The following is a 13,521-nucleotide window of genomic DNA, read 5'->3' as shown; positions in this document are numbered from 1 at the left end:
CTGAAAAAGGTGGCCTGGGTGGCCTTAAGGCTTCAAGGCGGCCGTGGCGGGCGAAAACTTAAGCGGCCCGTCTGTGGCCGGATCGGCCGGTGCGAGCAGCTGCTGCAGGATGACGTCGGCAATGCCGAACGCCCGCTGCCCGGCCATGGCGTCGGCCACCATGGTGTCGGCCAGTTCCAGCAGGCTGCCGTGGGTCGGGCTTTTAAACATGCCGTCTTCGCCAGCGATCTCGCGGGCGCTGCGGCGCATCTGCTTGAGCATTTCGCCGATGAACAGGCCTTCGAACTTGACGGCGGCCTGCTCGGCCTTGGCCGCTTCGCGGATGGCGGGCTCGGTCGCGCTGGCGGCCGGGGCCAGTGAAAAGGGCTGGGGGTGCAGTTCGTTCATGGAGAGTCTTAGATCACGACCAGTTCGCCGTCGATGGCGCCGGCCTGGTCCAGCGCCTGCAGGATGGCCATGATGTCGTCGGGCGTGGCGCCGGTGCTGTTGATGGTGTCGATGATGGTTTGCAGCTTGGTGCTGGTGGGCCAGTTGAACATCCGCCCATTGCCTTGCTCTACGCTCACGCGCGACTGCGGCGTGACCGCGGTCTGGCCCTGGCTGAACGGCGCGGGCTGGCTGACCTGGGGCTGCTCGTTGATCACCACCTTGAGCGCGCCATGCGACACGGCGGCCGGCCGCACCGTGACGCCTTGGGCGATGACCACGGTGCCGGTCTTGGAGTTGAAGATGACCTTGGGGGTTTCGATGCCGACATTGACGCTCAGCGCCTGCAGCTGGGCCACGAAGGCGACGCGCTCGGTCGGGTTCTGCGGGGCCTGCACTTCCACGCTGGTGGCGTCGCGCGTGGTGGCGACGGCGCCGAAGCGCCGGTTGATCGATGCCACGATATTCGTCGCGGTCTCGAAGTTGGGGCGGCGCAGGCTCAGGCGTACGGTGGGCCGGGTGTCGAAATCTGTCTCGATTTCGCGCTCGATGGTGGCGCCGTTCGGAATGCGCCCGGCCGTGGGGGTGTTCACCGTCACGCTGGAGCCGCTGGCACCCTGGGCGTTCAGGCCGCCGACCACGAGGTTGCCTTGGGCCAGCGCATAAACCTCGCCGTTGGCCGCGCGCAAGGGCGACAGTAGCAGCGCACCGCCGCGCAGGCTCTTGGCGTCGCCCAGCGACGACACGGTGACGTCGATGGTCTGGCCTCTGCGGTAGCCCGGCGGGAAGACCGCGCTGACCATCACCGTGGCCACGTTCTTGGTCTTGGAGTCGGTGCGTTCGGGCAGCTTGACGTCGAACTGCTTGAGCAGGTTCGTGACCGACTGGCCGGCCGATTTGACCTGGGTGCTGTCACCCGAACCATTGAGGCCGACCACGATGCCGTAGCCGACCAGTTGGTTCTCGCGCACACCTTCGACCTGCACCAGGTTGCGCAGGCTTTGCGCCGCCAGGGCCGGCGCGGCGCACAGGCACAGCGTCAATAGAAAGGGGGCAAGGCGCAACAATTTCATGGCAACTTCTTTTGCAAGCTCAGAAAGGCATCCAGGGGCCGTTGAAGAACGTCATCAGCCAGCCCTGGCGCTGGGTGTCGGCCAAGGCACCGCGCCCCGAATACACGATGCGCGCATTGGCGATGCGCTGCGACGACAGGCGGTTGTCGGTGTCGATGTCGGCGACGCGAACGTAACCGCTGACGCGGATAAATTCCTCGCCCTGGTTCAGCGTCAGGCTTTTTTCGCCGCGAATCTGCAGCAAGCCGTTGGGCAGCACCTCCTGCACGACCACGGTGATCGCACCCTGCAGGGTGTTTTGCTGCATGCTGGAGCCGCTGCTGTCAAAGTGGCGCTGGGCATCGATGCCGATGTCGGTCTTGAGCGTCTTGCCCAGCAGCACACTGGGCGCTACCGAGGCGCTGCTGTTCTTGCCGGTGCTGGTGCCGGTTTTCTTGCTCGCCTGGGTGGTTTCCTGCAGCACCACGGTGAGCACGTCGCCGGGCCGGAACGCCCGGCTGTCCGAGGTCAGTGAAGAAAACGCGAGCGGGGAAAATACGCCGCCCGACTGCCCTCGCTGCACGGCAAGGGGCGCAGTGGCGAACTCGAGAGCTTCCGCGGGACCCGAGGGCGGGACTGTGGCCACCGTTTCGCAGGCGGCCAGTGCCAGGCAGGCGAGCGACGCGGCGATTGCCTTGCAGCCTTGCATCAGCGCACTGCCTGGACCAGGTTCTGCAGCATGCCGTCGGCGGCCGACAGTACCTTCGTGTTCATTTCGTAGGTGCGCTGAGCGGCGATCATGTCGACCATTTCCTCCACCACCTGCACGTTCGAGCCCTCCAGCGTCCCCTGCTTGAGTTTGCCACGGCCGTCTTCGCCGGGGTTACCCTCGGTCGGTGCGCCGCTGGCGGTGGTCTGTTTGTAGAGATTGTCGCCCAGGGCCAGCAGGCCGGTGGGGTTGATGAAGTGGGACAGCGTGATCTGGCCCAGCTCGGTGGGCGTGGTCGTGCCGGGCACGGTGGCCGAAACCACGCCGTTCTCGCCGATGGAGATGGCCGTGGCATTGGCCGGAACGGTGATTTCGGGACGCAGTGGCAGGCCCTGCGCATTCACCAGGCGCCCTTCGGAATTCACGGAAAGCTGGCCGGCGCGCGTGTAGGCGGATTCGCCACTGGCCATCTCCACCTGGAGGAATCCGTTGCCGGTGATGGCCACGTCCAGCGCCTGGTTGGTCGTCTGCATATTGCCCGTGGTGAACAGCTTTTGCGTGCCGACCATGCGCGTGCCATTGCCCAGTTGCACGCCCGAGACGGAGGTGCGGTTGTTGTCCAGTTGGGCGCCGGGCTGCTGCTCGACGGAATAGAAGAGGTCTTCGAAGACGACGCGGTCGCGCTTGAAGCCGACGGTGTTGACGTTGGCCAGGTTGTTGGCGATGGCCTGCAATTTGGCATCTTGCGCCTGCACGCCGGTCTTGCTGATCCACATGGCTGGGTTCATGGTTTTCTCCTGAGGGGGTGTCTGGGTTTACTCTCGCAACAGCCGGTTGCCGTTGGCCGCCATGTCGTCGGCGGCCTTGAAGAGCTTCATATGGAATTCGAAATCGCGGCTGAGCGTCATGGTGGCAACCATCTCTTCCACCGCCGACACGTTGCTGCTTTCAAGGTGGCCGCTGCGCACCTGCACGGTGTCGTCCGCGGGCAGCGCCACGCCCGCACGGCCGACGATCAGGCCCGCTTCGTTCTTGGTCAGGTCGTTGGCAGCGGGCTTGACCAGCTTGAGGCGGTCGACGGGCTGCATTGTTTCCTGGCCGTTGGGCTGCACCGAGATCGTGCCGTCTGCGCCAATGGCGATGCGCGATGCGGGCGGCAGCACGATGGGGCCGCCGTCGCCGATCACCGCCCGGCCGTTGAGGGTCAGCGTGCCGCTGCTGTCGAGCGCGAACGCACCGCTGCGCGTATAGGCCTCGCCATTGCCGTGGGCCACGGTGAAGAAGCCTTCGCCGCTGATGGCCGCATCCAGGTCGCGCCCGGTGGGCGCCAGGGTGCCTGCGCGCGTATTCACCGCGTTGGCCTGCAGCTGGCTCATGTGCCGGGCGTCGTAGCCGAAACCGTCCACGCTCTGGCTGGTCGCCAATTCGAGGTCGGCGCGAAAGCCGCTGGTCTGAAGGTTCGCCAGGTTGTTCGCATGCACCTGCTGGGCCCGCAGGGACCGTTCGGCGCCGCTCATCGCGGAGTAGATCAGTGCATCCATGCCGTGCTACCTCAGACAGCCTGCATCAAGGTTTTCATCATGTCGCTCTCGGCAGAGATGACCTTGGTGTTGGCCTGGTAGTTGCGCTGGGACGTCATCAGGCTTACCAGTTCGGAGGTCATGTCCACGTTCGATTGCTCGATCGCGCCCACGGTCAGCGCACCCGTCATGCCACTGCCCGGCGTGCCGTAGAGCGGCGTGCCCGAGCCGCTGGACGTGGTCCAGCTGGTGTCGTTGACCGAGACCAGGGCGTTTTCGTTGGGGAACGTGGCCAGGGCGACGGTGCCGACCTTCTGCTTCTGGCCATTGCTGTATTGCGCCACCACCGAACCGTCTTCGGACAGCTGCACGCCTACCAGCGCACCCGATGCGTAGCCGTTGGTCGCGTTGACGGTGTTGGTGGTCTCGCCGGCGAACTGGGTCGAACCTGCGTAGTTGATGTCGATTTCCATATCCTCCGCGCCGGTGGTGGGCGTGACCAGTGTTAGGTGGGCGGTGGGGAGGGGTTGCTTCAGCTGGCCAGTAGGCTCGAATTCCATCACCGTAGGAGTGCCGGCAGTGACTCCATCGATGGCGTAGTTAACTGTGACTTCGTTGGTGCCGGTCTTGACGAAGTACTGTGTCACGGTGTGCTTGGCACCCAGCGAGTCATAGGCCACGGCTACCGAGGAGCTGTTATAGGACAGCGGGTTTGTGGGGTCGAATGGGGTGACCGTGGGTGCTGTCCAGTCGGCGGAAAGATTGCCTACATATTCGAGCCTGGTGCTGGCCTGGGCCGCGATCTGGCCCGTGGGCACCTTGATGTCGCCCATGGCGCCCAGGGCCGCGCCCGGCATGGGGACGCCGGCCGCATCGACCACGGCGTTATAGCCCTGCACTTTGCGGTTGAAGCTGTCGACCAGATAGCCGTCCTTGTCGGTGGCGAAAATGCCCACCCGCGTGTAGAGCTCGACGCCAGTGGAGTCTTTGGTGACGAAAAAACCCCGTCCCTGAATGGTGGCGTCCAGGCCGCGGCCCGTGGTGAGCACGCCGCCGCCGATGTCGATGCTTTGGGTCTGCGAGCCGATGCGCACGCCGCTCGGCTGGGAGCCCGCGTACATCGAGGAGAAATTGGCACGGCTGGACTTGAAGCCGTAGGTGCCCGAGTTGGCGATGTTGTTGCTGATGGTGTCCAGCGACGTGTTGATGGCGTTGATGCCGGAGAGGGCGATTTCGAAGCTCATGGCGGTTCCTTGTTCAGTGGCTGGTGGAGGAGGGCTGGCCGTTGAAGCCGGTGATCAGGCCGGGCTGCACCTGGCCCGCGCCGGAGACGCTCAGAAGAGGCATGCCCGAGCTGGACAGCCGCACGCTCGCCAGGGTGCCGGTGACATCCAGCGGGGGCGTTTCCTTGTTGTCGGCGACGATTTCCATGCGGTAGGTGCCCGGTGGCAGGCCCAGCTTGGCGGGGTCGATCGTGTAGTGCGCCGCGCCGGGGCTCAGCGTGCCCAGTTCGATGCGCTGGGTGCTGCCGTCGCCGGCAGTGAGAACCAGTGTGTTCTGTGCGCTGAGGTTCTCCAGCGTGAAGCCGATCTGGACGGGCTCCCCGGCCAGGGTCACCGTGTCGCTGCGCACCGTGATCTGCGAGCCGACCTGGGCACCGAGGGACAGCAGCTGCAGGCTGGACAGGATGGACGTGCTCGCCGCGCCCTGGTCGGTCAGCTTTTGCAGCGCCTCCATCTGGCTGAGCTGGGCCAGCTGGCCGACGAATTCGCTCGGATCCGTGGGCTCCAGCGGGTTCTGGTTCCTGATCTGGGCGACCAGCAGGGTGGTGAACAGGTTGGAGACGGATGCCGCCGAGCCCGCTGCATTGGCGATGCCTGTGTCGACGCCAGCGCTCTGGCCGCTGGTGGAGGAAGGGGTTTGCATGGGATCAGCCTTCGCCGAGTTTCAGGAGGGATTGCTGCATCGACTTGACGCGGCTGAGCACCTCCACATTGGTTTCAAAGGCGCGCGATGCCGACAGCATGTCGGTCATCTCGGCCACCGGGTTGACATTGGGGTAGAACACTTCGCCCTGGTCGTTGGCCAGCGGGTGGCCAGGCTCGTAGACCTTGCGCAGGGGCTCGGTGCTCTGGATCACGTCGAGCACCTGCACGCGCGCTCCGGGCAGCTGATCGCCGCTGGCCGCCCGGTTGATGGCCGAAAACACCGGTTTGCGCGCGCGGTAGGTGTCGGCTTCGTTGCCGGCCGCCGACTGTGCGTTGGCCAGGTTGCTGGAGATGGTGTTGAGGCGCACGGTCTGGGCCGTCATGGCCGAACCGGCAATCTCGGTGATCATTCGGAATGACATGGTCTTACTGTCCCGCGATGGCTTTGGCAAGGCCCTTGAGCTTCATGTTGGTGAAGGCCAGGCTGGTCTGGAAATCCGAGGCGTTCTGCGAAAAGACAGCCTGCTCCACGCCAAGCTCGACGGTGTTGCCGTCCTGGGAAGGGTGGTTGGGCACGCGGTACAGCAACTCCGCGTCGCCGGTGTCCAGCGCCAGGCTGTCATGGCTGTCGCGGGTGCGGCTGAGCGCCGCAGAGAAATTGATGTCGCGCGCCTGGTAGCCAGGGGTGCTTTCGTTGGCCAGGTTGGATGCAAGGACCTTGGTACGATCCGCGCGCAGCCTGAGCGCATCCTGGTGGATGCCCAGCGCCTTGTCGAAGTGAATTCCCATATCGTTCCTCTTCTCCTGATGTACACAAAAAACGTTCACGGCCGGTCGCTGTTGCGTGCCGCCTTCGTGGGGGCATTGCTCGGGGCGACGCTGTCGCAGGCGGCCAGCCCGGAACCTGCGGTCCAGGTCGAGGCGGCGGTGCGCCAGTTTCTGGCCGAGCAGGCCACGCTCAAGGGTTTGGTGGACCCCGCCTTCGAGCTGAGCTTCGTCAGCCGTGCCCCGGTGCCGGCGCCCTGCCCGCAGGCGGTCGCCGTCGACGCGATGGAGACGCGGTATCTCAGCCGCATGCGCTTCAGCGCCACTTGCCCTGGCCAGGCCGGCTGGCAGCGCGACTGGATCGTGCGTGCCGAGGTTTCGGCCATGGTGGTGGTGGCTGCGACCGACGTGCCCGCCAACCGCCCGCTGGCCGAGGCCGACCTGACGCAGGAGCGGCGCAAGCTCGCCGACATGGCCGACAGCCTGCCGGCGCTGGACGCCGCGATCGGCCAGGCCAGCGCGCGCGCGCTGCGCGCGGGGCAGGTGGTGCAGCCGCGCTTTCTAGCGCAGCCCGTGCTGGTCAAGCGTGGCGACAGCGTGCACATCGTGGCCCGCAGCGGGCCGGTCGAGGTCCAGGTGGCGGGCGAGGCGCTGGAGTCGGGGCGGCGCGGCGCCATCGTGCGGGTGCGCAACACCAGCACGGGCAAGATCATCCGTGCGCGTGTGCTGGACAGTGCGGTGGTGGAGCCTGAAAGCATGGCGGGTTCGTATTCCGGTCAGTCCAACGACTGAATCTGGCTCGCCACCCGACCCAGCTTGGCCGCGTAGGCCGGGTCCGTGGCGTAGCCGCCGCGCGCCAGCGCCTGGGCGAATGCCTGGGCATCGCTGCCGGTGTTCAGCGCGGCGCGGTAGCGCGGGCTGCTCTGGAGTAGGCGGGCGTAGTCGTCGAACGCGCTTGCATAGTCGGGGTAGCTGCGGAAACCTTCGGTTTTCTTGACGGCCACGCCGTCTTCGTATTCGGTCGTGAGCGCTTCGGCGCGCTCGCCTTGCCAGCCCGCCTGGGCCTTGAGGCCGAACAGGTTGTGGGTGGTGTGGCCCGAGGCATCGCGCAACTGCCGCTGCCCCCAGCCAGACTCCAGCGCCGCGTGGGCGGCCACCAGCTCGGTGGAGACGCCCAGGCTTTGCGCGGCTTGCCGGGCCCACGGCGCAATCGCCGCGAGAAAGGCCTGCGGGCTTTCACTGGAGACCGCATCGCCCAGCGCGGTACTGGGCTGCGCGCTGTTCAGGCGGTGGATCTGGGCTTCAGGCCGCAACGCCGGCCAAGCCTCGTCGGGCCAGCCGTGCTCGATCACCTGCTTGATGTCGGCGTGCACGCGCTGGAATGCGGCCGCGAAGTTGCCCGTGCCGCCCAGCGCTGGCTGCAAGGTGCTCCACGACGAGGCGGTGGTGCTGCCGAGCGCGATGTCAGGCCGCAGCATAAGTGTCCTCTTCCTTGCCTGTCAGCACGCGCTGCAGCAGGGCCTGCTGGTCGCTCATCAGGCGGCCGTTGCCGGCGTTGCGCTCCTTGCATTCGCGCACCAGGGACTCCAGGGTGCTCCAGCGCGCGGCGACGGCCTTGCGCGCTGGTACCGAGAGGCGCTCCAGCACGGCCGCCATGCTCGGCCGGGCATGCGTGGGCAGCAGGCGGGAGACCAGCACCACGCGCGCTTGCCGGCGCTTTTCCAGCCCATCGACCGCCGCCGTGATGGTGCGGGCCAGCACTTCGAGGCCCGCGCTGTCGTGGCGCAGGGCGGTGGCGAACTGTTCCTCCAGCAGGGCGTTCAAGGCGCGGTATTCCCGCACGTCGGCATCCATGTCGGCGAGCAATCGCTTCAGGACGGGCTGCAGGCTCATTCCCTCCCCCCGTGGTAGCGCGCGATCAGGCCGGCGAGCTTGGCCGCGTCAAACTTCACCTCCCCGCGCGCCAAGGCATCGCGCAGCGCGGCCACCTTGGCTTCATCGATTTCGGGCATGGCGCGCAGCGCCGCCTGGGCCGGCTGCAGCACGGTGGACTGGTGTTCGCTGGCTTCCGCGCGCAGTGCCGTCTGGGCCGGGTGCGCGGGCAGGGTTTCCTGGATGGGGGTGGTGGCAGTGGCGGGCAGTGCAGGCAGGCCTGTGCTGGTGATTTTCATGCGATAGCCTCGGGGTCTGGTTTCCATGGCAACGGTCAACGGAATTTTTTCAGGGTCTCGCGCATCGCCGTCAGTGCGTTGCGCTCGGGCAGGGCCGAGTCCACACCGGGCAGCAAGGGTGTGACGGTGCCCGGCACGCCGAACATGGCGGCAATGTTGCCGGCATGTTCGCTGGTGAGGATGAGCAGCTCGATGCGGCGGTTGATGTCCGCTGTGGAGTCATTGGCATCGAAGGGGGCGCGGTCTGCCATGCCCACGATCTGCAGCGTACTGGTGGCGGGCATACCGCCAGCCAGCAGGTGGTAGCGGGCGGACATGGCCCGGCTGTTCGACAGCGTCCAGTTGGAGGCGGCGCCGAAATCGCCGTCGGCATAGGGCAGGGAGTCGGTGTGCCCGACGATCAGCATCTGGTTTTCCATGCGGGCAAATACCGGCCCGATCTTGCGCAGCAGGCGGCGGAAGCGGTCGGTGGGAAAGGCGCTGCCGCGCTCGAACATGCCCAGCTTGGCGGTGTCGTGGAGCATGACGCGCAGCCCGTAGGGCGTGATGATGGTCTGCAGATTGCTGGCCAGGCCCGCATCGTCGCTGAGCTTGGCCAGGATCGCCGACAACTGCTGCAGGTCGGCCGGAGATTCGTAGCGTGTCTGCAAAGGGGCGGCCCCTGGTAGAGTGTCCTGGGCGTTCCCTGTGCCGTTGGTGAAGGCCTTGCGTGGCTGCAGGGTGTCGCCTTGCGCGGGTATGGGGTCGCGGGGAATCAGGCTGCCCCGGGCCGTGCTGAAGCTCTGGATCTTGTGGCCCGCGCCCTCGTCGAAAAGCTTGCCGCCGGTGGTGCGCAGCACTTCCTCGGTGTGCTCCGCGTTGCGCGCAGCGAGCACCCACAGCAACAGGAAAAGGCACATCAAGGCCAGGCAGAAGTCGGCGAAAGCGACCTTCCAGGCTCCGCCGTGCTCCTCATCGTCGTGCTTGCGCGAGACGCGCTTGACGATGGCCTGGTGCTGTTTTTCGCGCGCAGCGCTCACCGGGGGTCTCCCGCGCGGCGATTGGGCGTCCTGGGCGGCGCATCTTCGCCGGTCAGCGCGTTGATCCAGCCCTCAAGCAGGGCAAAGCTGGGCTTGAGGTTGAGCTGCACCAAGCGGCGGCCCGCGTCAATGGCCAGCAGCGGGGGCTTGCCGGAGACGTGGGTGACCAGCACGACCTTCACGCATTCGAGCGTGGACAGCTCCTGCTTGACCAGTTGCTTCATCACGTTGCTCAGCGGGTCCAGCACGCCGTAGCAAAAGAAGATGCCGATGAAGGTGCCGACCATCGCCGCGGCGACTTTCTCAGCGATTTCGGCGGAGCTGGCGCCATCACCGATGGTGTTCATCGCCATCACGATGCCCAGCACTGCGGCCAGGATGCCGAAGCCGGGCATGGCCTCGGCGATCTTGTGCAGCGACTTGGACGGCTGGTTCAGCTCCTCATGGATCGCCTCCAGCTCCTGTTCGAGCACGCCTTCGAGTTCGTGGGCATTGATCTTGCCCATGGCCATCAGGCGGAAGTTGTCGACGATGAAGTGCAGCAGCTTGGGTTCAGCCAGCACCAGCGGGTAGCGCTGGAACAGGGCACTTTGCTGCGGCGCCTCGACATGGGCGTCGAGTGCCTTCAGGCCGCCGGCGGCGGTTTGCAGCAGTTCGTACATCAGCAGCAGCAACTGGCGCTGGAACTCCTGGCTTTGCTTGCGCATGGTGACGGCCTTGCGCAGCTGCAGCACCATTTCATTGAGCACATGGCGCGGGTTGCCTAGCACGATGGCGCCCAGGGCGGCCCCAGAGATGATCAGCAGCTCGACCGGTTCCCAGATGACCCGCAGCTCGCCGCCACCCATCATGAAGCCTCCGAACACACAGCCAAGAACAATGGCTATACCGACGATTGGTTGCATTTTTGTTTTCCTGAAAGGGAGTTCACGCGTCTTGCAGGAAGGCTTTCATCTTCCGCAGAGCTCCCTTGTTGATCTGGCAGATGCGTGCGTCCGTGAGGCCCAGCACAGCGGAAATTTCCTTCAGGCTGAGATCGAATTCGTAATACATGTGGACCACACGTTGTTCACGCTCGTCCAGGGTGCCCAGCGCCTGCTCCAGGCTGCGCCGGCTCATGAGGGCAGCCTCCGGCGTGAGCGCGCTGGCGGGCACGTTGCTGAGTTCCTGCAGGATCTCGTCGAAGCTCACCAGCATCTCGGCGTTTTCCGCCAGGCGGTACTCCTGCAGTTCGGCCGCGTTGATACCCAGCTCTTTCATGATGTCGTTCTCGCTCGGCGTGCGGCCGAGTCGGCGCGTCAGCTCGCGCACCGCATCCCGCATGCGGTGGCTTTCCTGGCGCACGGCGCGCGGACGCCAGTCCTGGCGCCGCAGCTCATCGAGGATGGAGCCGCGGATGCGTATTGAGGCATAGGCACCGAACTTCTCATCGGGGGCGCCGCCATAGCGCCGCAAGGCGTCGAGCAGGCCCATCAGCCCGATCTGCTCCATGTCCTCGCGGTCCACGGCGCCGCCAATCTGGGACGTCAGCTGCCGCACGACCCGCTTGACCAACGGTGCGTAAGACAGCAGATGCCGTTGCTCATCTTCGGCGCTGCAGGCGGCGGCACCGTGAACTTCGGCGTAACCCGTGTGCATGTCCATGTTTATTCGATGATCAGCTTGCCGATCAGGGCTTCAACAAACGGCTGCTCGCGGTTCTCGTTTTGGTAGCTGGCCTGGTAGGCGGCATTGATCTCCGCTGCCAACTGCGCCACGGTCATGTGGGAGGCTTTCTCCAGCGGATAGGTCGACAACGCCATCACGGCCACGCTGCGCAGCAGGGGCAGATGCTCTTTGACCGTGCGCTCCTTTTCAGCCACCGTCTTGAAGACCAAATCGACGGCCAGGTAGTGCGATAGGGGATCGCCGGCCTGGCTGCGCAGCATCACGATGACCTTGTCGAGGCTGACGTACTTGTATTCCTGCTTGTCGAAGGTCGGCTTGGCCTCTACCGCAGGGGCCGCCGTGGCCTGGCGCTGGAACCACCACCAAGCGCCGCCGCCGCCAGCAGCCGCCGTGAGTAGGCTCACTAGGGCGAGGACCATGAGTTGCCGTGACTTTTTCATCGTGGATCAATAAGGGGGTGAATGGAGGGCGAAGCGCGCCGGAGCCTGGTCGCTTTCTGCTTCCGCAAGGGCTTGCCCAGGCGCGTTCTGCTCCGGGGCGCTGTCTTTCTGGCGCTCCCGCCCGTCGCTGTCTCGGGCACCGTGGGAGATCACGACCATGACCTCGCCTGTCTGGCGACCCATCAGGTCCTGGCGCAGGCCATCGCTGATGGCCTGCAGTTGACGGACGACTTCGCTGCTGGAGGCGCTCAGGTGCACCTGGATGCCGGCGCTGTCGCGCCGGATGGTGATTTCCAACTGGCCGTGCATCGGTGGGTCGAGGCGGATGACGGCGTGCTCGCTGCCGCGTTTGACATGCCAGCCGATGCGCTCGCCGAGGGTTTCAAGCAAGGCCTGTGGCGTCCGCGTGTCCGTACGGGGCGTGGCGTTGGCCGAGACGGCGGTGGCGGGTATGTCACTTGCATCGGACTGAGCAGGGTCGGGCGCCACGCGAGTTTCACGCAGCCATAGAGGCAGCGCCATGCTTTTTTCGCGCACGGCGGCGGCCTCGGGGCCGAGCGTGGCGCTGCCTGACCACAAGTCTTTGGCAGCGTTGACACGCGGGGCCTGGGGAGCGGCTGGCGCCTCCTGCGGAACAAGCGGAGCCTGGGAGAGTTGCGCAGGGCCGGACATCGCCTGGGGAACGGTGCGATTGGGAAGCGCACCTGCGGCCGCCGACTGCTCGGCGGTTGCCGTCGCGGCGGTCGTGGCCGGGTCCAATGGCCGCTGCAGGTTGGTAGGCAGTGCGACCACAGGCATGTTGGCGTCGGCCAGCTGGGCCATGGCGAGTGGCGCCATTGCGCCGGTGGGCAACTGCGCGGCCTCGGTCTCTTGCTCCTTGTCGAAGCCGTCGAAGGGCCGTGTGCCGGAAACGGGCACGACCGGCAGAGCGGCTTCGCTGCTGCTGCCAGGGGCGCTCGGCAGCCACAGTGCGGGATCGGCGGCGCGTTGCAGCGTTTCAAAAAAAAGGGCAGCACCGGCGGACGCGGGCGCCGCCGTGGCAAAGGCCTGCGCAGTGCCCGGCGCCGGTTCGAGCGGGGCCGCCGCGACAGCGAATGCAGGGGAGAGGGGCAGGGCGATGGTCATGCCGTGGCGTCGTTCAGGTCGCTGTTGAGGGCATAGGCCAGCCAGCCGTCCTTGTGGGTGCGCAGGTCCGAGAGGCGCTGCGCCAATTCGTCGCTGGCCGCGGCGCACTGGGCCCGCGCCTGCTGGTGCGCGCGCTCCAGGTTTTGCAGGCTTGCGCGTTCGGTGTCAGACAAGGCGCCGGCCTGGGCGGGCAGCTCCAGCCACGTTGCCAGGTCGCGGTCGGCTTGCTCCAGCGCCCGCCAGTTCTGTGCCGCTGCCGCAGCGCGCAACCGCTGTGTCAAGTTGGCCATCTGCCGTGCCTTAGCCATGGGCCACCTGCATGGCCTGCCAGCTGTTGCGGATGCTGGTGAGCAAGCCCACCACCTCGTCGATCATGCCGACCTCCAGGTCGAGCCCCGCCTTGTACAGGCGCCAGGCGCAGTATTCGTAGAGCCGCCCCAGGTTGGCTACCACTTCACCGCCGTTCTCGAAGTCGAGCGAACTCGACAGGCCGTTGAGGATGTTGACGCACTTGTCCAAGCCACGGGCTTTGAGTTCGTAGCGCTTGCCTTCGATGTGGGCGCGCGTGCGCGCCAATTCCTCCAGCAGGCCATCCATCAGGATCAGCACCAGCTGCACGGGCGAGGCATTGGCGGTTTGCGCGTTCAGATTGACGGCGTGGTAATTGCTGTAAACGTCGTAGTCCATGGGTGTGGGGG

The 13,521-nt window shown here is 66.1% G+C and carries 20 protein-coding genes; 1 reads left to right on the top strand and 19 read right to left on the bottom strand.

The window, feature by feature from the left end; all coding sequences use genetic code 11:
* Positions 1-24: 24 nt before the first annotated feature.
* Genes B2J89_RS06385 through flgB form a run of 9 tightly spaced genes read right to left on the bottom strand, consistent with a single transcriptional unit; the run spans position 25 to position 6,424 of the window.
* Complete coding sequence (locus B2J89_RS06385) at positions 25-387, bottom strand: rod-binding protein (RefSeq protein ID WP_169168390.1); 363 nt, start codon at positions 385-387, stop codon at positions 25-27.
* A gap of 8 nt (positions 388-395) precedes the next feature.
* On the bottom strand, positions 396-1,499 hold the full coding sequence (locus B2J89_RS06380) for a flagellar basal body P-ring protein FlgI (RefSeq protein WP_169168389.1): 1,104 nt from the start codon (positions 1,497-1,499) through the stop codon (positions 396-398).
* A gap of 19 nt (positions 1,500-1,518) precedes the next feature.
* A complete protein-coding gene (gene flgH / locus B2J89_RS06375; RefSeq protein ID WP_169168388.1) occupies positions 1,519-2,187 on the bottom strand; it encodes a flagellar basal body L-ring protein FlgH in 669 nt (222 codons plus the stop codon).
* A complete protein-coding gene (gene flgG / locus B2J89_RS06370; RefSeq protein WP_169168387.1) occupies positions 2,187-2,975 on the bottom strand; it encodes a flagellar basal-body rod protein FlgG in 789 nt (262 codons plus the stop codon). The genes flgH and flgG overlap by 1 nt, the downstream gene beginning before the upstream one ends.
* Before the next feature lie 27 nt (positions 2,976-3,002).
* Positions 3,003-3,728 carry a flagellar basal body rod protein FlgF gene (locus B2J89_RS06365; RefSeq protein ID WP_169168386.1) on the bottom strand — a complete coding sequence of 242 codons (726 nt, stop codon included), beginning with the start codon at positions 3,726-3,728 and terminating at the stop codon, positions 3,003-3,005.
* A gap of 11 nt (positions 3,729-3,739) precedes the next feature.
* Positions 3,740-4,951, bottom strand: coding sequence for a flagellar hook protein FlgE (gene flgE / locus B2J89_RS06360; RefSeq protein ID WP_169168385.1), 1,212 nt, complete (start codon positions 4,949-4,951; stop codon positions 3,740-3,742).
* A gap of 13 nt (positions 4,952-4,964) precedes the next feature.
* A complete protein-coding gene (locus B2J89_RS06355; RefSeq protein WP_169168384.1) occupies positions 4,965-5,633 on the bottom strand; it encodes a flagellar hook capping FlgD N-terminal domain-containing protein in 669 nt (222 codons plus the stop codon).
* A 4-nt stretch (positions 5,634-5,637) separates the two neighbouring features.
* Complete coding sequence (flgC, locus tag B2J89_RS06350; RefSeq protein ID WP_169168383.1) at positions 5,638-6,057, bottom strand: flagellar basal body rod protein FlgC; 420 nt, start codon at positions 6,055-6,057, stop codon at positions 5,638-5,640.
* A gap of 4 nt (positions 6,058-6,061) precedes the next feature.
* Entirely contained in the window at positions 6,062-6,424 is a 363-nt protein-coding gene (gene flgB / locus B2J89_RS06345) for a flagellar basal body rod protein FlgB (protein WP_169168382.1), read from the bottom strand.
* Between the two features lie 18 nt (positions 6,425-6,442).
* On the opposite strand from flgB, the gene flgA reads away from it, so the two are divergent.
* Positions 6,443-7,192 (top strand): flagellar basal body P-ring formation chaperone FlgA, encoded by a 750-nt coding sequence (gene flgA, locus B2J89_RS06340; RefSeq protein ID WP_169168381.1) that lies wholly within the window; start codon positions 6,443-6,445, stop codon positions 7,190-7,192.
* Here flgA and flgJ read toward each other — a convergent pair.
* From flgJ to fliS, 10 genes are read right to left on the bottom strand one after another with little or no spacing between them, the layout of a single operon-like run.
* Positions 7,177-7,878: a flagellar assembly peptidoglycan hydrolase FlgJ gene (flgJ, locus tag B2J89_RS06335; protein ID WP_169168380.1), complete on the bottom strand. Its 702-nt coding sequence runs from the start codon at positions 7,876-7,878 to the stop codon at positions 7,177-7,179. The genes flgA and flgJ overlap by 16 nt on opposite strands.
* Positions 7,865-8,293, bottom strand: coding sequence for a flagellar protein FlgN (locus tag B2J89_RS06330; protein WP_169168379.1), 429 nt, complete (start codon positions 8,291-8,293; stop codon positions 7,865-7,867). The genes flgJ and B2J89_RS06330 overlap by 14 nt, the downstream gene beginning before the upstream one ends.
* On the bottom strand, positions 8,290-8,571 hold the full coding sequence (flgM, locus tag B2J89_RS06325) for a flagellar biosynthesis anti-sigma factor FlgM (protein ID WP_169168378.1): 282 nt from the start codon (positions 8,569-8,571) through the stop codon (positions 8,290-8,292). Before flgM ends, B2J89_RS06330 begins: the two co-directional genes overlap by 4 nt.
* 35 nt (positions 8,572-8,606) lie before the next feature.
* Entirely contained in the window at positions 8,607-9,590 is a 984-nt protein-coding gene (locus B2J89_RS06320) for a flagellar motor protein MotB (protein WP_169168377.1), read from the bottom strand.
* Positions 9,587-10,495 (bottom strand): flagellar motor stator protein MotA, encoded by a 909-nt coding sequence (gene motA, locus B2J89_RS06315; protein ID WP_169168376.1) that lies wholly within the window; start codon positions 10,493-10,495, stop codon positions 9,587-9,589. Before motA ends, B2J89_RS06320 begins: the two co-directional genes overlap by 4 nt.
* A 22-nt stretch (positions 10,496-10,517) precedes the next feature.
* Positions 10,518-11,234 carry a FliA/WhiG family RNA polymerase sigma factor gene (gene fliA, locus B2J89_RS06310; protein WP_169168375.1) on the bottom strand — a complete coding sequence of 239 codons (717 nt, stop codon included), beginning with the start codon at positions 11,232-11,234 and terminating at the stop codon, positions 10,518-10,520.
* A gap of 2 nt (positions 11,235-11,236) precedes the next feature.
* A complete protein-coding gene (locus tag B2J89_RS06305) occupies positions 11,237-11,698 on the bottom strand; it encodes a flagellar basal body-associated FliL family protein (protein WP_169168374.1) in 462 nt (153 codons plus the stop codon).
* 6 nt (positions 11,699-11,704) lie between these two features.
* Positions 11,705-12,823, bottom strand: a complete 1,119-nt coding sequence (locus B2J89_RS06300) for a flagellar hook-length control protein FliK (RefSeq protein ID WP_169168373.1) — start codon at positions 12,821-12,823, stop codon at positions 11,705-11,707.
* Positions 12,820-13,113, bottom strand: coding sequence for a hypothetical protein (locus tag B2J89_RS06295; RefSeq protein WP_169168372.1), 294 nt, complete (start codon positions 13,111-13,113; stop codon positions 12,820-12,822). Before B2J89_RS06295 ends, B2J89_RS06300 begins: the two co-directional genes overlap by 4 nt.
* Before the next feature lie 10 nt (positions 13,114-13,123).
* The gene (fliS, locus tag B2J89_RS06290; RefSeq protein ID WP_169168371.1) at positions 13,124-13,510 is read right to left on the bottom strand and encodes a flagellar export chaperone FliS; all 387 of its coding nucleotides are present in this window, start codon (positions 13,508-13,510) and stop codon (positions 13,124-13,126) included.
* Positions 13,511-13,521 lie beyond the last annotated feature (11 nt).

Source organism: Acidovorax sp. SRB_24 (genome assembly GCF_012931925.1).
This window is presented reverse-complemented; position numbering and strand designations above follow the sequence as displayed.